This is a genomic window from Silvanigrella aquatica (assembly GCF_001907975.1).
Classification (GTDB): Bacteria; Bdellovibrionota_B; Oligoflexia; order Silvanigrellales; family Silvanigrellaceae; genus Silvanigrella; species Silvanigrella aquatica.
In genome coordinates, this window is the sequence record NZ_CP017834.1 from 775,445 (window position 1) to 794,315 (window position 18,871).

18 protein-coding genes are annotated in these 18,871 nt (G+C 34.1%); 6 read left to right on the top strand and 12 right to left on the bottom strand.

The annotated features are described in order from the left end of the window. Nucleotides 1–8: 8 nt before the first annotated feature. The gene (locus tag AXG55_RS03340) at nt 9–1,031 is read right to left on the bottom strand and encodes an NAD(P)H-dependent glycerol-3-phosphate dehydrogenase (protein ID WP_148696719.1); all 1,023 of its coding nucleotides are present in this window, start codon (nt 1,029–1,031) and stop codon (nt 9–11) included. 201 nt (nt 1,032–1,232) lie between these two features. On the opposite strand from AXG55_RS03340, the gene AXG55_RS03345 reads away from it, so the two are divergent. After that, complete coding sequence (locus tag AXG55_RS03345) at nt 1,233–2,201, top strand: AAA family ATPase (RefSeq protein WP_148696720.1); 969 nt, start codon at nt 1,233–1,235, stop codon at nt 2,199–2,201. Nucleotides 2,202–2,230: 29 nt separating this feature from the next. Beyond that, nucleotides 2,231–2,743, top strand: coding sequence for an HAD family hydrolase (locus AXG55_RS03350; protein WP_148696721.1), 513 nt, complete (start codon nt 2,231–2,233; stop codon nt 2,741–2,743). A 36-nt stretch (nt 2,744–2,779) separates the two neighbouring features. On the opposite strand, the gene AXG55_RS03355 is transcribed toward AXG55_RS03350, so the two are convergent. Next, complete coding sequence (locus AXG55_RS03355; protein ID WP_148696722.1) at nt 2,780–3,793, bottom strand: hypothetical protein; 1,014 nt, start codon at nt 3,791–3,793, stop codon at nt 2,780–2,782. A 426-nt stretch (nt 3,794–4,219) separates the two neighbouring features. Here AXG55_RS03355 and AXG55_RS03360 point away from each other — a divergent pair, with 426 nt between their 5' ends. Next, entirely contained in the window at nt 4,220–5,704 is a 1,485-nt protein-coding gene (locus AXG55_RS03360) for an arsenate reductase/protein-tyrosine-phosphatase family protein (RefSeq protein WP_148696723.1), read from the top strand. Nucleotides 5,705–5,714: 10 nt separating this feature from the next. On the opposite strand, the gene AXG55_RS03365 is transcribed toward AXG55_RS03360, so the two are convergent. Continuing rightward, on the bottom strand, nt 5,715–6,779 hold the full coding sequence (locus AXG55_RS03365) for a hypothetical protein (protein WP_148696724.1): 1,065 nt from the start codon (nt 6,777–6,779) through the stop codon (nt 5,715–5,717). Between the two features lie 192 nt (nt 6,780–6,971). Here AXG55_RS03365 and AXG55_RS03370 point away from each other — a divergent pair, with 192 nt between their 5' ends. After that, a complete protein-coding gene (locus AXG55_RS03370; RefSeq protein WP_148696725.1) occupies nt 6,972–7,583 on the top strand; it encodes a helix-turn-helix domain-containing protein in 612 nt (203 codons plus the stop codon). On the opposite strand, the gene AXG55_RS03375 is transcribed toward AXG55_RS03370, so the two are convergent. From AXG55_RS03375 to AXG55_RS03415, 9 genes are all read right to left on the bottom strand, one after another. After that, nucleotides 7,573–8,592 (bottom strand): hypothetical protein, encoded by a 1,020-nt coding sequence (locus AXG55_RS03375; RefSeq protein ID WP_148696726.1) that lies wholly within the window; start codon nt 8,590–8,592, stop codon nt 7,573–7,575. The genes AXG55_RS03370 and AXG55_RS03375 overlap by 11 nt on opposite strands. Nucleotide 8,593: 1 nt before the next feature. After that, the gene (locus AXG55_RS03380) at nt 8,594–9,625 is read right to left on the bottom strand and encodes an NAD(P)-dependent oxidoreductase (protein WP_148696727.1); all 1,032 of its coding nucleotides are present in this window, start codon (nt 9,623–9,625) and stop codon (nt 8,594–8,596) included. Then, a complete protein-coding gene (locus AXG55_RS03385; RefSeq protein ID WP_148696728.1) occupies nt 9,555–9,773 on the bottom strand; it encodes a hypothetical protein in 219 nt (72 codons plus the stop codon). The genes AXG55_RS03380 and AXG55_RS03385 overlap by 71 nt, the downstream gene beginning before the upstream one ends. A 114-nt stretch (nt 9,774–9,887) precedes the next feature. Then, entirely contained in the window at nt 9,888–11,579 is a 1,692-nt protein-coding gene (locus AXG55_RS03390; RefSeq protein ID WP_148696729.1) for a SpoIIE family protein phosphatase, read from the bottom strand. Between the two features lie 72 nt (nt 11,580–11,651). Further along, nucleotides 11,652–12,350: a methylthioribulose 1-phosphate dehydratase gene (mtnB, locus tag AXG55_RS03395; protein WP_148696730.1), complete on the bottom strand. Its 699-nt coding sequence runs from the start codon at nt 12,348–12,350 to the stop codon at nt 11,652–11,654. Beyond that, entirely contained in the window at nt 12,347–13,504 is a 1,158-nt protein-coding gene (locus AXG55_RS03400) for a RuBisCO large subunit C-terminal-like domain-containing protein (protein ID WP_148696731.1), read from the bottom strand. Before AXG55_RS03400 ends, mtnB begins: the two co-directional genes overlap by 4 nt. 42 nt (nt 13,505–13,546) lie before the next feature. Beyond that, nucleotides 13,547–14,641, bottom strand: a complete 1,095-nt coding sequence (mtnA, locus tag AXG55_RS03405) for an S-methyl-5-thioribose-1-phosphate isomerase (protein WP_148698801.1) — start codon at nt 14,639–14,641, stop codon at nt 13,547–13,549. Nucleotides 14,642–14,663: 22 nt separating this feature from the next. Continuing rightward, the gene (mtnP, locus tag AXG55_RS03410) at nt 14,664–15,539 is read right to left on the bottom strand and encodes an S-methyl-5'-thioadenosine phosphorylase (protein ID WP_148696732.1); all 876 of its coding nucleotides are present in this window, start codon (nt 15,537–15,539) and stop codon (nt 14,664–14,666) included. A gap of 13 nt (nt 15,540–15,552) precedes the next feature. Further along, nucleotides 15,553–16,578 carry a 4a-hydroxytetrahydrobiopterin dehydratase gene (locus AXG55_RS03415; RefSeq protein ID WP_233231341.1) on the bottom strand — a complete coding sequence of 342 codons (1,026 nt, stop codon included), beginning with the start codon at nt 16,576–16,578 and terminating at the stop codon, nt 15,553–15,555. Nucleotides 16,579–16,723: 145 nt separating this feature from the next. Here AXG55_RS03415 and AXG55_RS03420 point away from each other — a divergent pair, with 145 nt between their 5' ends. Together AXG55_RS03420 and tuf are read left to right on the top strand one after the other, a co-directional pair. Further along, on the top strand, nt 16,724–17,236 hold the full coding sequence (locus AXG55_RS03420; protein ID WP_148696734.1) for a hypothetical protein: 513 nt from the start codon (nt 16,724–16,726) through the stop codon (nt 17,234–17,236). 243 nt (nt 17,237–17,479) lie between these two features. Beyond that, nucleotides 17,480–18,667, top strand: a complete 1,188-nt coding sequence (gene tuf / locus AXG55_RS03425; protein ID WP_148696735.1) for an elongation factor Tu — start codon at nt 17,480–17,482, stop codon at nt 18,665–18,667. The last annotated feature ends 204 nt before the right edge of the window (nt 18,668–18,871 follow it).

The window sequence follows — 18,871 nt, forward strand, 5'->3', positions numbered from 1 at the left end:
TTGATATTTTACCAATTAAATTCGCAACCCTGTTGTCTTTCAATTAATAATGAGACGGCATCACGAATAGGTGTGCCTTCATATAACACTCTGTAAACAGTATTGATAATGGAAGATTCTACGTTGTGTTTTTTAAAGAGTTCATTTGCACTGAGAGCTGTTGAAATGCCTTCGACAACTTGATTCATCGATTTAATAATGTCGTCTTTGCTTTCACCCAACGACATGCGCAAACCAAACTGACGATTTCGTGAAAGATCGCCGGTGCATGTTAAAATTAAATCGCCCACGCCACTCAAACCTAAAAAGGTGATGGGATCGGCGCCGAGTTTTACTCCTAAACGAACGATTTCTGCCAAGCCTCTTGTCATAACCGCAGCGCGCGCATTGTTTCCTAGTTTTAGTCCATCAACAGCGCCTGCAACCAAAGCGATAACATTTTTTAATGCCCCTGAAAGTTCAACACCTATAACATCTTTTGAATCATAAATTCTAAAATAGGGACTGTGTAATATTCTTGAGGTGACATTTAAAAGCTCTTGATCCTGTGATGCCACAACCACACAAGTAGGCAATCCATTTAGCATTTCTTTTGCAAAACTAGGGCCACTTAAGCTTCCAATGGAAGCCGTTTCACCCCAAAAACTCTCTAAAATTTGCGAGGGTAGAAGAAGAGTATTTTGTTCGATGCCTTTTGCGGCTGAAATAATATTTAATTTTTCAAAGTTTGGAATTCTTTTTTCATTAGATTTATTCCAATGTTCAATCATCCACTCGGAAACATTTCTTAGACTTTGGCAAGGTATTGCAAGTATAATAAGCTTAAATTCACTGAAACAGGAATTAAAGTTATCAAAGATTTCCATTTTACAATGTTTAAGTGTATCATGGCTTTTAAGAGCATTAAAGTTGTCTTCGCTCTTAGCAATTATGGTAACAGGATTTGTAGAACTATGAATGCAGGAGGCAATGGCTGTGCCAAATGCTCCCGCTCCTATGACAAGGGTCTTTTCTTGTGATCTTAAGGTCATAGTAAATTTACTCCTTTTTGCACCTTCATTTTATCAAATACCTTTATTTATTAAGGAAGTGAAGGATGCTTAGAACGTGCTTTAACAGTTTCTCATTGCCCGCTTTTTTGGTTATAGGTCATTGAAAACTTTCCCTTTTTGTGACGAAGGGATAAGATTATTACTGTGTCATGACCCTTACTGAAAGAAGAGGTGTGAATAATGCCGGATTTTCAAGAAACTTCTAATGCTTCTCAAAAACTTATCGAACAGCTAAATAGCAAAGTTTTTGGTCAAAGTGAAATTATTGAACATATCGTTATCGCAGTTATTTGCAATGAACATGCTTTGCTAACGGGCGCTCCTGGGGTTGCTAAAACAACTTTAGTAAGAAACTTAGCTTCCGCCTTAGCAAGTGGATACAAAAGAATTCAATTTACCCCCGACTTAACACCCTTCGATATTTTAGGGGGAGATACTATTCAATTTGATGAAAAAGATCCTGATTTAAAAAAAATAGCTTTTTCTCCAGGTCCTATTTTTTCTCCTTTTATTTTAGCCGATGAAATTAACAGAGCTTCTCCGAGAACTCAATCTGCTTTATTAGAGGCTATGCAGGAAAGACAAGTTAGTTTAGGAGGAATATCGCGTCCTTTACCAGCCCCATTCTATGTTTTTGCGACTCAAAATCCAATAGAAAATGAAGGAACTTTTCCCTTGCCTGAAGCCCAGCTCGATCGTTTTTTATTAAATTTGGAAATTCCTTATCCGGATTTTGACTCTGAAGTTAAAGTCGCTATGTTACCTAAAAAAACAGAGGATTTAAAAGCAACTTCTTTTGCAACAACATTGCTTAATGCTCGTTCTATTGTCGAAAGTATGCCCATAAGTAATGAGCTCTTGCATGGTGTTGTGCGCATTGTGCGCAATACAAGACCTCAAGAATCTAAACTTAATGTGGCTAAAGATTATCTCGATTTTGGTGCCAGTCCGCGTGCAACCCAAGCTCTTTTAATTGCAAGTAAAGCACTTGCTCTTATTCGTGGTAAAATTGAAGTGCAATATGAAAATATTGCCGAAGTGGCTCCTGCTGTTTTACGTCACAGGTGTGTTTTAAATTTTAGGTCGTTGTCTGAAAAAAGAAGTGCAACGAGTATTGTCAATCAAATTGTGCAGGAAACAATTCTATAAATTATATATAAATGAGTAAGAAATAAAATATGGAAATTCATAACAATAGTGAAAGCTACGCTGTTTTTTTAGATGCATCGGGAACAATATTAGGTGGTTGTTCTACAAATGCTTTGGGTGTTCAAATTTTACCAGATGCAAAAAATATCTTAGCAGCTTTCCGAAATAGAAAAATTAATAATATTCCTATCAAAACTGGCATTATTACCAATTGGGGGAATCGTATTAATGCGATGTTAAGAGCTTTAAATATCGACAATTGTTTTGATATTATTGTTAGTTCTGATACTGTGTTAAAAGGAAAACCTGATCCCACGGTCTTTCAGCATGCTTGTTTACTTGTTGATATTAATATTAAAAATGCCATTCACATTGGAGATTCTTTACATGATGATGCCTTAGGCGCCCAACACGCAGGGATGCATGGTATTTGGATAAAGCGTTCGCAATATACTCATAAAGATGCGGATCTTTTAAAACATCCTATTTTTAATAATCTGGATGATGCGCTAGGTTATATTAGTGATGTCGTTATTTTATAGTAATTAAAATGAGATTAAATATTTATTATAATTTAATTATATTGTGTAAGCTTCTCTTGGTATATCTTTATCACGGTGTAAATAAGTGTGATATTCTTTGTGTGTTTTGTTGATCATCTCTTCAAAATTAATTTTCTCTAAGACTTTTGAAATAAACTGTATGCAATCTTCCGATTCAAATCCAACAAATCCAGTTAATTCTTTTAAAGTTGAATTTTGTTTTACAAAAGATGAGTCTAAATCAATATTTTTATTAAACAAATATGATAACTTTGAAAGTTTAAATTGAGCTTCATATGCAAATTTACATCTTGCTAAATAGGCATTAAATTCATTTTGAGTTCGAACGGTTCTATAAAATGAATCGACAAATAGTTTAATAACAAGTCCATTTTTTAAAGTTAATCTGACAATGTTAAATGCATGATCTCCCATTTCCAAATAACTTGGAGTTACTGTAAATTCAAATGGGTTTTGCCCATTTAAAATTTTTATTTCATAGCGTTTTAGCATTTCTAAAAAATATAAACTTAAAACATTAGTTGATTTTGCAAATTCACCGCAATTCATAATATTTATATACATAGGATAAAGACAATATAGAGAATAATATATGTCATAAGTATTATAGTTTTGTTTTTTTTCATTAATTTTTGCAGGTAAAATTTCTTCAAAAATAGTTTGTCCCGTATTGGGATCTCGAACTCTTCTCGTTCTTTCGTATTCATATCTCATTTCTTTATTGAGATCATCTCTACTTTTTTTATTTAAATCGCCAGGCATTCTACCATGTGCAAATTTGGATCTTGTGAAGGATATAACTTCTTTATTGCCAATACATTTTGCAAGAAGTTTTAAAGTAAAGTTAATTCTTTTTTCAGGAGTATTAAAATATAACAGCAAACTATAAAATTTATTAATATGAGGAATTTGATTGTAATTTTTATTTATTTGAGTATTATTAATTTCTTCATATGCTCTTCTAAAGCTATCATTAATTCTATTGTGTAAAGGAATTTTGGGTTGTAAGAAAGGAAGATGTATTCTCATTAATTTCTCCAAATGTAACTTCATAGTGTATCCCAAAAGTGATTAAAGAATATCACACATTAGTTAAGCAATATTTATGCCATTTATTAAATTGCATAAATGCAATAAGATTTTTTAATATCTAATAAATTCATTAACTTATTTTAATAGAAAAGTTATCAACTTATTATTATAAGTAAGGTTTGTGCTTTTAAAAGAGGAAATCAAATAGAATTAAATTGACTCTGTATTGTAACAGAGAATTTTTTAATTTAAATATTTAAAATTAATTGTAAATAATGAATTTATTGTATTTATTAATATATTATAAAAACATTTATTAATAAAATATTTTTGGTATTTTAATTCTTGTTTGTTTATTTAATATAAAATATATTTACTATTGTTTGATTTTATATTAGCTCAATTAATTAAGGGATTTAAATAATGGGATTTAGAAATGTAACAACTGCAAATCAAATGGCATCAATAAGTATCACGGAAGTTTTAAGAAAAGAAAAAGCTAAAATAATTTCTGATTACTCTGTTGAAATATATGGTAATTTATTTTTTCCTAAAAAAATAATGGGGTCTGAAAATAAAGAAAAAATTGCAAAATATTTAGAATTAGCAATTCATTTTTCAGGTTTATTGAAAATTGATGTCAATCAAAGTTTTTTTCAAGTAGAAAGTAAAATGTCTTCAGATCGGGTCAAATTAGGTATTAATAACTTAATAGAGGTATTAAATAATATCTCAATTTCACTGTTTGAAAGAGAAGAGTTAAATCAAATTTGTGAAAATTTTTCAAATATATTTATTACGAAAAGTTATGATTTTTCTACCAGAAAGAACGGAGCCAAAAAACTTGCATATATTGGAGCATTAAATGTTCTTTATATAAATATTTTAAAAACAGCAGCTAAATTTAAAATATCTTTTCCTAATGGAGTTATATTTCCATGTTTTAATAAAAATGAGCAAAACCGAGTCAATAAAACAGCACGAATTTCTGTCATGCCCCCAAAATTACCTCCAAAATTATCCCCTAACGTAAAGCCTCAGCAGGCAAGTGAGGAAGATGAAATATATGCAACTTTAGACAGCGTTGTGCCTAAATTTACTTCAACAAAAACTACAGGTAGGCAATTAACAGTTCATGAAGTATTTATGAAATATAAATCGGAATTGAATGCTTTAATAGCAAATGCAGAAATTGCTAAAAAGAATATGTTGAATAATCAACAATCTAACTTAATCTTTCCATCTCATATTTTAGTTTGTTGTAAAGGCAATCATACGAGAAGTCCCGTTGCTGAAGCAATATTACGTGCCCTATTACATAACTGTTGTTCATTATATAATATAAATGTTTACTCTGCTGGCTTAGGGATTGTTAAAAAGGAAAATAGTCGAGAATATCGTGTAACTTATACAAATGACACGAGGTATGACAATAAAGGAACAACTACCGCAAACACAAATTCAATTAAGGTTGTTGAAGAACTATGCAGAATGGCACCTCGTTACTTTGAAGGCGCCGATCAAGGAATTCAAACTCATATTGCTCGTGACATAGAAAATGCTTATTATATAGAAAATACTAAAATTAATTGGGATCTAAATATAGTTATGGAAGAATCCCAAAAAGAAGTCATTAAATTTTGGAGAAAAAACGGAGATGCTGCAAAAATTCCACAAGTAGGTTTAAGGCTGCGTATTCGTAAACTGCGAGATCCTGAATTTATTTTATTAGGAAAAATGGGTATTACTGAACCTATCTATGATCCTCAAAAGGATTTTCATTCTCATGGACCGCAAAATTCTTATCCAATGTTTGTAGAAATGCTTGATACTATATTAGGGTTATGTATTAAATGGGCACAAGTTATTCTAAAAGGAACTTGGAAAAATTCTTTGGAAATAAAATAATCGTTCATAGCTAATTCGAACTTAACATTCTTTCATTTTCAATTGTAAGTATTTGATTGCTTTCCAATGTCATTTTGATATCGGGTTTTATTTGATTTCCCCAATATATTTTTAATTTCCCCGTATGTGCTTTATGTGGAACTTTTATATGCACAACATCTAATTTTTCACCATTTAAATGAGTGATTTGTGATACAGCATGCGATGTTTTTCCGGGAACAGGATTTCCCGGAAAATAAATAAAACGGTTCGAAATATTATATCCTATTAAAGTTATAACTTTATTATTTGTAACTTTATTGGGCATTTTTTCAATCCAGGTATTAAAGGCTTTGTGGCGCCACCCCGCTGTAAATTTATTTTTAGGGGAATCAAGTTGTTTCCAAACACCATTTTCGCAATCACCTTTATTCATTAATTTATAAATAGTAACACCGGCTTCTTTTCCTTTTGCGGCTTCGTAACAAGTTCCATTAGCACTCATTTTTTTACAAAACCAAGACGTGGATTGAATAGCGATACATTTTTCAGGGTCGAGAACGGCAAGAGCATGCCCTGGAAAGGCAAGAATATCTCCTGTTTTAGGTTTAAATCCATTCTTCATTTTTTTAATCGGAATAAAATTTTTAAGTTCAATAGTCGATCTTTTTTGTGCAAATGATTGACTTAAAATAGCAGCATTCCGATATTTTGAATTATAAGGAAGATTCAACTGTTCCGCGTATAGATGCCATAAAAAGCGCGTGCAATCGACTCCATTTTTTCTCATAAATTCTATTTTATTTTTTGAAGATAGATATTTTGTATTCCAATTTCCAGAAGTTCCATTGTAAGTATATGGAATTTCATAATCTTTAAGTGCTATCTTAGTTGCTTTTGAATAGTTTATAAATTGTCTTACTTGTGGAGAGTGATTTTCATAATAGAGCTGATTCCAATCTACCGAAACTTTACTTGGGTTTATAAAATTTTTGTTTTGGAAATTTTTTGAACTTTTTGAATTGCTCAGAGTGAGGCAGCTCGTTAAAAAAAGTGAAAAAAATACGAATGTGGGAATTAAAATTTGTTTTTGCATGGCCACTTTCCTTGTTGTCATTCCAAACACAAACAATATATACCTTGTGATAGAGTTTTTTGTATGGATAGTCATGCAAAAATTGCCTATTTATAAAAATATGTGCAATTTTAGTAATCTTTTTGAAAGTCATTTTTCAATCATCGAAAGTTTTTTTACGGAGTCAATACTAATTTTTGGAGTATCTCGCTTATGATTAAGGAAACTGCATCAGATAAACCAGAAAGCTTTGGACAATATATTGCCATTCACATGAAAGCTTTTCGGAGAGAATCGGGATTGAGTCAAGAACAGCTTTCTGAACGTTCCGGAATTCCGAGGAGTACCATTGCCAGCTTGGAAAGGGGTGAGGGAAACCCCACTTTACAGGTTTTAGTTGGAATTTCACAAGGACTTGGTGTGGAAATGGCAGCTCTTTTGAAAAAACCCGTACCTACCGCCGTTCTCCATAAAAATAAAGATGCTGCGCGTGTCCCTAAGCAACTCATTGAAGGCAATGAAAAAATTGCAAAATTTATAGAGGTATTACAGCTTACTCCTGAAACTTCTCGTTACCTTATTTTACAGGAATACACACTGCAGGAAGGGGAGCGATTTCCCGGGGCACCTCATACGCCAGGTACAGAAGAGTATTTTTTTTGTATGAAGGGATCATTTGAGATTATGGTGGAGTCAGAATTATTTACAGTTGAAGAAGGTGATTTGCTTTGTTTCGACGGGCATCAACGTCATGCGTATGCTTGTCGCGCGGGGTATCCTTCCTCAAAAGGATTGAGTATTGTTGTACAAGTTCCTAAATTTTAGCTTCTTTTTTATCCAAAATTATTATTTTTTCTGCGGATTCAATAGTATTTTCAATTTGTGGTTTCCCCGTACCCCAATATAATTTTAAATATCCCGATTTCGCATCTTTAGGAATATTTAAAGTAACTGTTTGTAAACCCGTACGCATTGTTTTTAATAATTTTGTTCTTACAGGCTGTTTGCTTCCTGTAAAATAAATATATTTTCCAGAAATATTTTTTCCTACTAAGGTAACTCGAGAATTTTTTATCGCTTTATCAGGCATTTCGATAATCCAAGTATCAAAGGCACGATGTCTCCACCCTACCGTGAAATTTAAATTTTCATTGTCCATGCCTTTCCAAATCCCATTTTTGCAAAAACGTTCGCTGGCAAGGCGATAAATAGAAACACCGGCTGATTTTCCATATTCCGAATCGACGCAAAATCCATTTTCAATTTTTTTGCACAACCAAATACTCGATTGAATAGCGATACAGTTTTTAGGATCGAGGACGGCGATGGTGTGACCTGGAAAAGCCAGAATGTCGCCTGTTTGAGGTTTAAATCCATTATTTACTTTAGGGAGACGAGTAAAATATTTTAATTGAGTATGACCGCTATTCGAATCATAAGCAAAAGTATTGCTAATAATAGGTTCGTTAGGAAAATTAGAATTATAAGGTAAATGTAACATATTTAAAAAAAGGTAACGGAGCAGTCGTGTGCAATCAACTCCATTTTTTCTCATGTATACAAATTTATCGTAGGCCTCTTGATAACCTTTTTCCCAATTTGTTGTTATTTTTTTTGAAGGATAAGGAATACCTCCATATAAAAGTCGTTCATAAATGTTATAAGAAGACTGCACAAATTGTTTTGCAATGGGAGATTGATTTTCATTTATCAATTGTTCCCAATCTACTTGTGTTCCGAGTGGCAGTGTTTCTTTAGGTGTGGCAAAACTTTTATTTTGGAAAATAAATATAAAAGCTTGAAATAAAACTATCAAAAAAAGTCGTTCAACCATTTTAATTTACTTGAAATGGCAAAACTCCTTTCTGCCTTATTCCTTGCCTTTCTAAATAATGAGCCTTCAGAGAATCAAAAACCCGCCCCCCCATCGCCTCGCGAGTTTCATGGGTGGCACTTCCTAAATGTGGAAGTATAAAAATATTTTTTGCTGTTTTGAGGTGCTCAGACAAAACAGGTTCGTGGCAAAAGACATCCAGTCCTGCCCCAGAAAGGTCATCATTGTTGAGAGCTTCGGCAAGAGCCTGCTCATCAATCAATTCCCCGCGTGCTGTGTTAATAATCACAGCTCCTCGCTTTATCTTTGATATTCTTTCTCTATTCAACCAATTTTTTGAATTCTCAGTAAGAGGGCAATTTAAGGAGAGAATATCTATTGTTTCTAAAAAGGTTTCTTCTTCAAGTCTTTCAATGTCAGGGCATTCTACTTTGCTTTGTGATTTCCAATTGTTAGATTTAAGTGCGACGCATTGCATGCCAAAAGCACGGGCTCGTTTTGCTAAAGCGCGACCAATATCGCCATAGCCTATAATTCCTAGAGTTTTATTTTGTATTCCCGAACCCAGGAGATAGTCTGGGCTCCAACCTGGATATTTAAATGTTTTATTTACAATTGAGTAGCCTTCGCCGATACGCCGTGTCACACAAAGGATAAGAGCGAAAGCAATGTCAGCCGTAGCCTCCGTCAAGACGCCAGGTGAGTTTGTTACGCGGAAATTCAATTTTTGAGCATAGGAAATATCAATATGATTATACCCAACACCAAAATTTCCGATATGAGTTACCTTAGGCAAATGCTTTTTTATAGAATCAAGCTCATTTTTTTGTAAGCTATCTACAATGCATGTTATGAAAGAATAAATATTCTCTGCATTATTTTTTTTTATAAAACTTTCAATACGAAGTGAAATAGGAGTTTCTGAGTTTTGCGGAAGAATAATACCTTCAATTTGTTCTTTATTAGTTAACGGTATTCCGGGGAATGCTCTGGTGGACAGGAAACAAAACTTTTTTAGTTGTACTGAATTCATTTACATTTTCCCTAAAAATAATTTCTTCAAGTTGAGCATAACGAATGTCTTCATCCGTAACAGGTGAATTGATTTCGATATCATAATATTCAATTTTTGTGGAACTAAAATCTGATTCATCTACGATGAGTTCGAAATCATCATTCATTTGCGACTCCTTTATTTTTTAGGGCTCAATTCATTATGGAGAGTTGTTCAAAAAAAGAGTTAGGCAATAATTCACCTTCGGAACATTATTGCCTATTAAGTGGGCAATAATGTTCTAGGAGGCTTTTTGTATCAATGTTTCTTCCAATTCACTGTGATTATGCGTAAAATATTGAATAAGTTCGTTTGTATATTCAAAATTTTCATTTTCACAAAAACGGCAGGCAACAAAAGTAACATCATCTTCGAAATGAGAACCATTTGTAAATTCAAACAGGTCATTTTTAATTTCAGAAATAATTTCGTAGGTTAATTTGGGATGCAATTCTTTGAGTTTCTTTTTTAAACGTCTTTCCGAATAATCCCTTTTAGAAGTATTTTTAGCATCTGTGAGACCATCAGAATAAAGAAACAATAAATCATTCACCTTAAAATCAATGGAAAAGTTTTTATAGGGGACACTGGTTTTATTATTCTCTTGTTCTTTATAACCCAGTCTTTTTCCCGTACCCAGTAAGGTTGTGGGCGAAGTGGTGTTGCTGTCTTCACTGACGACAAAAGGAAAATTTTGTGCGGCGTTGGCATAAGTCATTTTGTGTTGAAGGGGATCAATGACAGCGACAAACATGGTCATTAAAAGTTCGTCACCACCGCCGCTATTTCTTACGATGACATCAAGCTCTTCTAAAACTAAGGCAGGATTGACTTTTTGTCTTGAATATATGGAATCGCAATATCCTTTGACAGCAGCTGTGAGAAGAGCACTAGGTGTACCATGACCTGTTACATCGCCCAGCATAATAAGAATTTTTTTGTCAATTAAGGGATAAAAATGCCACCAATCACCTCCGCATTCAGAAGCTGATTGAAAAAAGCCTGATATTTCAAAATGCCCTACTTTTAAATTTTTAGCTGAAGGAATAAATGATTTTTGAATTAATTTTGCTGTTTCTAATTCATTAGCCATTCTTTGTTGTTCTTTTTCATCTTCAATAAGCTTAATAATTTGAGTGACCATGTGATTAAAGTTTTTTGATAGGCTCTCCATTTCATCATGTCCAATGAGACTTTTAGGAATTTTTGTTTGAATTAAATTGTTTTTAGAAATCTCAATACTTGTTTTTTCAAGTGATTTTATAGGGTTAATAATTAGAATTTTAATAAATAAAAATGATGAAATTACTATTACAAATCCTAAAAAAAATGATAGAGATATCGATTTGTAAATAATCTCTTTTGTCGCAATAGATATGGAGTGAGTAGAGCAGACTAAAATAAAATACCCAACCTTAATATTTTCTGTAATTTTATTGTAAGTGTTTTTAATTATTAGAGGATAAGCTAAAATTTTTCTTTCATTTTTACTGTCAATAATTTCTAGAATACGAATATTTTTTTTGTCTGGATCCATTTCTGAGAGGATTTTTTTATCAAAATTTGATATCAAATTTTCTAACGATATTTTTTTAATTTGGTTATCTAACCCTCTTTCTAAAAAAGCAATATTCTTTTCTTTCTCAGTGAAAACAGCCACAGAAACAATATTTTGATTTTTCATAATTTGACTTAATGTCGATCTTAAATCTTTAAACTCGACTTGCCAAACTGCATTTTCAATAATGGGAAGAGCGCCAGTAAATATGGAAAAATTGTTTTTATTCTCATATTCTTCCATTTTTGACTTTGTTTCTTTTATGTCTAAAAATGTATTTATGCCCATAACAATTATGATAATAGTCATAAGAGCTAAGGCTATTTTAAGAGTTAAAGAAAATCTAAAATTTTTAAATTGTTCTCGCTTAAACATAAAATCCCACTTTAAAAATTGAGGGTTTTTAAATTTACAAGTATTCTTTTGTAATTTCGGATTTTTAAATTACTACTTTAGTGTAGTTAAAAGATGCAAAATAGCTTCGAGTCTTAATTCTGCTTGATGTACTGAATTACCAAAGCAATATATGCCATGTTTTTCAAGTAAAAAGGCGCAATAAGGCAATTTTTGCTGGTAGGCAAAAAAGTTTTGTTCTATGATTGTGGAAAGTTTTTCCATGTTTTGATTGTTTTCTATCACAGGCAAATAATAATGTTCTAAATGTGATTTAAATCCAAGTGCTTTTAAAATTTCGTGTCCTTCTAATTTGAAAAAACCAAATTTGATATCAGAAATATTTGTGGCCTCATGAACAGGTTTTACAATTTGCGACTTTTCTAAGTTAACAAATTCCAATTCCGGTGCGTGGCAATGCAAAATAGCTTGAGCTTGTGAAAAATTTTTATAAATCAGAGCGTGTAAAAGTGTTTCATCACTTGGTTTGGGAGATAAGGGGTGAACTGGCTTCCCATTTAAATGGACACGAATAAAGTGGTTTGGTTTTAAATTTCTTTTATGTAAACCCGATTTCGTTATAAAAAAATTATTGTCTTTTGCTCGAACGCTAAAGTTACTACTCGTAGCAGGTATTGCGTTTCTATTGTCTAATCTTTTTGCAGCATCACACAAATGATTTAAGGAATTCATTTCATAAAGTGACAAAGGCAAAAATGAAGAGTCTTTAATGATGCGTCTGTATGTTCTCATTTTTTATCTAGTTCTTCTCTAAATAATTTAATACTATTTTTAATTCCAATGGAGTCGGAAAAAATTCCTGTTCCAGCATTTAAAACAAAATCGTTGCCAAAATCTTTTTTTGCCAACGGTGCATGCTCGGGTTTAATACCGGCACTCGGCACAGGCATGGTGGCGTGAATGAGCCAGTTTTTATTTTGTATTAAACAACTGTTTGCAATTTCAAGAGCAATTGATTTTTCAAGTCCCAGTTTGCCATAAGGACTTGGAAATAGACTTAAATCAGCACCTGCTGCGCGAATCAATTGAGCTAAGGTAACGCGCGGATGAATTGTCGCTGTCTTTTCTCTTAGTCCAAAAGCACCCACAAGAGAGGGATGCGACATAATAGGCACTTGGACTGCTTTTCTTAATTCTTGGAGGGCATCTAAACCCGAAGTCCAAGTGTTTACTAAAAGTGCTTGTGCACCTGCATCTATCAGAGATTGGGCGTGATTTAAGTAACAAGTGGAATCAATTTGAAGGTGAACGGCATAAAGACATTTTAAATTTTGTTTACTTGAAATTTCTGCAACTGCTTCCACTCTTTTAAGGACATGATTAATTGAAATATCGTGACGGATTTCGTCGTCTTTTAATAAATGCACTCCGGCATCTGCAGCTTCAAAATAGAGTTCCGCGATTTTCTCAGCATCCATAGCAACATTGGGTTTTAAAATGCCCATTAAAAGCGGTTGATGAGCATTTGCTCCCACCAAGCATCTTAAGGAATCGGGATTAAATTTGGGACCCATAAGTTGATTATTATCAAAACAATCTGATGAAAACCAAACGGAATTCAGTTGAACTCCTTCATAAAAGCTCATTTTTCCAAATAAAATGGCAAGTAACCAGGATAATTTACCGTGCCAAATTTGTTTTGGAAAAGCGAGAGTGGCTTCATGGTAGTAATCATTTGTTTCAAAGGTAACAATTTTAGCGACTTTTTCTTTTAATATTTTAGGATCAACATACTTTTCTTCCCAAGCTCCTAAGGACTGCCCTATGGCAATTTCTTCAATAAGACTTGAGGGATACATGTTTGCGTCAAATCTAAATTTTGCAAAAGCATGTGGCTCATTGCCAAGAGGCGAAAGAAGTTCTTTGTTCTTAATAAATGAAACCATAATAATTTTCTTTCATTGTGAATCAAAATTCAATTTATTCTGTTAATTTAAATTTTGTTTCTTTAGCAAAAATTCTTTTACGTTGAATTCGCCCTTATTATTTTTAGGTATAACTCCCCATTCGGTTACAATGCCTGTAATGAGTATTCCAGGAGTGATGTCAAATGAGGGATTCCAAACATCAATGCCTTTCGCTGCAATTTGGACACCGTTGATATGTGTTAATTCTTGTTTAGGACGTTCTTCAATGTGTATTTCGGCACCACTTAATTTAGAACAATCGATAGATGTTATAGGAGCGGCAACATAAAAGGGAATATTATGGTAAGCTGCGGCAATAGCAAGTTGATAAGTTCCTATTTTGTTGGCGGTGTCTCCATTGGCAACAACTCTATCGGCACCTACAATCACACCATCAATTCCTTTTTCTTTCATTAAAAAAGAAGCCATGGAATCGGTAATTAATGTGGCAGGAATTTTTTCAAAAACAAGTTCAAATGCTGTAAGGCGCGCCCCTTGATTATAGGGACGAGTTTCTGTTGCAAAGGCATGCTCTAGTTTATTTTGTGCATGAAGGAAACGAATAATTCCCAATGCTGTTCCATATCCCGAAGTGGCTAAGGAGCCGGTATTACAATGTGTTAATATTTTAACTTTTTTTGATGCCGCAAAGCATTCAGCACCAAAACGTCCAATTGCCATATTGTCTTGAATGTCTTTTACAAGCAATTTTTCTGCATTTTCAATGAATATATTTTTTAAATACTGCGCTGTGAGATTTTTATTTTCATGAGAAAGACATTCTTTTTCAATAATAAATTTCATTTCATCGCACATTCTAAATAAGTTAACAGCGGTGGGTCTACTGGTACAAAGATAATCTAATTTATCAAAAATATATTTTTTTAATGATTGCAAATTAAATTGATCTTCGAGGTTATATAATTCACAGGCCAAAGAAAGGGCTGCGGTAATAGCGATGGCAGGTGCGCCTCGGACTTTCATTGTATGAATGGCTTCCCAGCCCTGTGTTGCAGAGGAGCAATCTTCATAAGTAAACAAATCAGGTAACAAAAGTTGATTTAATATTTCAAGCTTATTATTTTTATAGCGTATTGCTTCTAAGTTTTGGCTCATTTTTGTCCTTAATTTATAAATATTATTTCCAATATTTTCCATAAAGTAACTCAAGATTTCTTTTGGTTTCTGCAGGAATTAAAGAAGGATTTGTCATAATAGAATTTGCCGCAGCGCTAAATATAGAATTGCTTGATTCCATTGGTAAAGACTTATGTATTGCTTTGGCAATACGTTTTGAGGCTTCGACATTTTTACTTAATACTGCCATCACGGCTTCCACTGTGACGGCTTCTGTTTCTTCGCGCCAGCAGTCGTAGTCGGTGACAAAAGCAAGTGTCGCATAAGCGATTTCTGCTTCCCGTGCTAAAATAGCTTCTGGCATTGCTGTCATTCCAATGATGGACGCTTCTTCACGTCTGTAACTGTGACTTTCCGCGCGGCTGCTGAAACGGGGGCCTTCAATACAAACTAAAGCACCACCAAGGTGGGTTGTTACTTTTTCTTGTTCGCAGGCTTTGGCAATATGTTTTTGAAGTTCAGGACAGTAGGGATCAGCGAAACTGACATGTCCGACAACACCATTGCCGAAAAATGTACGTTGTCTTGTGCCGTTGGTTTTATCAATAATTTGTGTAGGAATGACAGCAGTTCCTGGAGCTGTTTTTTCTTGTAAGCCGCCTACAGCGCTGACGCTGACAATATGCGTAACACCTAATTTCTTAAGTGCATAAATATTTGCTCTGTAATTCACTTCTGAGGGTAAAAAGCGATGACCTTTGCCATGGCGTGGTAAAAAAGCAATGGGTTTTCCCTCAATTTTTCCTGTAATGATTTTATCGGAGGGGCAACCAAAAGGGGTCGCAATTTCTTGCTCTTCTACATTTTCAATTCCGGGAAGATCATATAAACCACTTCCGCCAATAAATGCTAAAAATGTCTTTTTAATTTCTGACATAATCATTATTCCTTTAACTTAATACGTGGAGAGAAAGCGCTTCTGCAAAAGCAAAATCCATGGCAGTCACTCCCCATTTTGGTTGATGCGTACATACTTCTACTTTAATTTGACTCAAATTATCAAGGATAAAATTTGAATGATGATCTGAAGTTTCCTGTAAATCACAAATTTTATTTACAGACTTCAAAGCTTCATCATAGTTTTTAAAAGTAACAGTTGTTTCAATAAAAGGCCCTTTTTCGTTTTTATTTATTTTCCAAAAAATAGGGTTTTTATTCTGAATTTTAGAAGAAATTTTGTCGTTTAAAATCTTAACTTCTTTTTCAATATCTTCAACTAAAATTCGAGAAGATTTTTTTATTGTTGTGATATATTCTGGTTCAGAAATCATTGTTTGAATATGGTCTTTAAATCCTTTTTTATTTAAAATGACTTCCTGAACATACTTATTTTCTTTTATATTTTTAAAATATATTCCGGTTTTTGAACTTTCCTGAGGCAATTTTAGCCTTGGATATATTTCCTGCGCGACTAAATAATAACAAAGAAAAGGAGCAAAACTCATGTCGACAGCATTGAGCTTTGTGCCGCCAAAATAACTTCCTTGCGCTTGCTCTAATAAAATGTCCATTTTTTCAAATGCTTGAGGAAGTTTTTCCAGTGCTTGGCGCAACTTCATTTCACTGCCTTTCGCAAATAAACAGCTGAGTAGCAGGGAAGTTACTTCTTGTGATATGTGTTCTATAAGAACTTTATTTTGAGCTATTTCTTTGTCATTATTTCCAAATAATTTTTCCTCACTTAAGTTTAATTTATCAATGTATTCCATTATAATTAAACTTTCAGGAAAGCCTTTATTTTTTTCAAGAACCATTGTTGGAACAGTAAGATTAGGATTGATAATCTTGAGTTCTTCGGGAGCATTTTTTAAATCAATTTCATCATATTGAATTTGTGAGCTTGGAATTTTTTTTTCACTTGTTAATAATTTTACACGAAAACAGTATGGGCAAAAAGGAATGGTATAAACTTTCATTTGTAACCTCATATAATGTACTGGTAAACTCTAAAGGGAAAGTGCACCTTAGCCAAACCCAGCTTATAACCCGGAAAATCTTTTCCTCCAATCTATGAAAATCAATTTCCGATGAGTCTCCTGCTTCATGCTACGGGAGACATTTATGCTCATTCAAACTGTCGAACTGATACTGGCCTATGTTGGCGTGTTCATCGGTGCTATTGTTCAGGCTCTATTTTTATTGCTACCTGTTGATTTTAAAAATTGGGAAGATGATTCAACTTATGTTTTAACTTATGTTGCTATTCAGGGTTTATCTGGTGCCTTTATTTTTATATTAGTTCCCTATCTTTTAGAAATTAGAGGACTGCAGACAAACACCTTAGTGGGCGTCATTATAGGCATATGTATTTTAGCAGCTCTGCGCGCTCTGAAAATCATTCCCCTCGAGTTTACTTTTCCTATTAAAGCCCCTGTCATTACTGAAAAACGCCTCCTCTTTACAGATTTTTATGAAGCACAGAGATATTTGTCATTGGGTGAGTTTTCTTTTGAATTACCGGATGGAGAATATCGTTACAATGAGTTTCGTGAAAGGCTAAAGAGAACACGGGCTGAAGACAATGAAAGTATTCTCGAAGAACTAATTAGTCTTGAGAATGATTCGCCAAATTGAATTATTTATCCATAATAACAAACTCTTAGAGTATAAAAAATGTTGTACTAAAATGAAGCGTTCCGCTCTTTAAAAATTTGTAAATACATCTTAAAAGATTATTGCATTTTGTTTGGAATGTTTGTATCTATGCCCTTCACAGGAGCATGAACCTCTTTACAAGATGTTTCATCTGTGCTTATCCTACACATGATTTTTTTGTTTGTTTTTTCATTTATATTGCCTACACTGGAGGATTATACCGTGGCAAAGGAAAAATTTGAGCGCTCCAAGCCTCATATGAATATCGGTACCATTGGTCACGTTGACCACGGTAAGACCACTCTTACAGCTGCTATTTCTGCTGTTCTTTCAACACGTCAAGGTAAAGTTGCTACTAAATTCGACGAAATCGACAAAGCGCCAGAAGAGAAAGCTCGTGGTATTACCATCAACGCTTCCCACATCGAGTATGAAACTGCTAACCGTCACTATGCACACGTTGACTGTCCTGGTCACGCGGACTACGTAAAAAACATGATTACGGGTGCTGCGCAAATGGACGGTGCTATCCTTGTTTGTGCTGCGACTGATGGTCCCATGCCACAAACTCGTGAGCACATCTTGCTTGCTCGTCAGGTGAACGTTCCTTACATCGTTGTATTCTTAAATAAATGCGACATTGCTGACCCTGAATTAACAGATCTCGTTGAAATGGAAATTCGTGAACTTTTAACTAAGTACAGCTTCCCTGGTGACGACACTCCTGTTATTCGCGGTGCTGCTCTTGGCGCACTTCAAAATCCAGCAGACGAAAAAGCTTCAAAATGCATTGTTGAGCTTATGGACGCTGTGGACTCCTTCATTCAAGAGCCACCACGCCCTGTTGACAAACCTTTCCTTATGCCAATTGAAGATGTCTTCTCAATTTCAGGTCGCGGTACTGTATGTACTGGCCGTATTGAACAAGGTATCTGTAAAGTTGGTGAAGAGCTTGAAATCGTTGGTATCAAGCCTACAACTAAAACCATTTGTACTGGTGTTGAAATGTTCCGTAAGGTTCTCGACCAAGGTCAAGCTGGTGATAACGTTGGTGTTCTTCTCCGCGGTACAAAACGTGAAGACGTTGAGCGCGGCCAAGTTCTTTCTAAGCCAGGCTCTATCAAACCTTTCAAGAAGTTTACTGCTCAAATCTACGTTCTTAATAAGGACGAAGGCGGACGCCATAAACCTTTCTTCAAAGGCTACCGTCCTCAATTTTACTTCCGTACAACAGACGTGACTGGTGTTGTTGATCTTCCAGCTAACGTCGAAATGGTTGTTCCTGGTGATAACGTTGAAATCACTGTTGAACTCATTACTCCTGTTGCGATGGAACCAGGTCTCCGCTTTGCGATCCGTGAAGGCGGCCGTACAGTTGGTTCTGGAGCTGTTGGTAAATGCATCGAGTAATCATAGTCATTTCGCTTTAAATCGAAATTTATGATAAAAAAGCCCCTGAAAGTTTTCTTTTAGGGGCTTTTTGTTTTTTGTGAGATTGGGAGAAGAGATTAATGATAAAGGAAGTTCGTTTAAAAGGTTGGAAAAGTATTTTAGCCCAACTGAGCAGAAACCCACTTGATTCATCAAGAGGAAGAATGTGAACTGAAAAAGCCA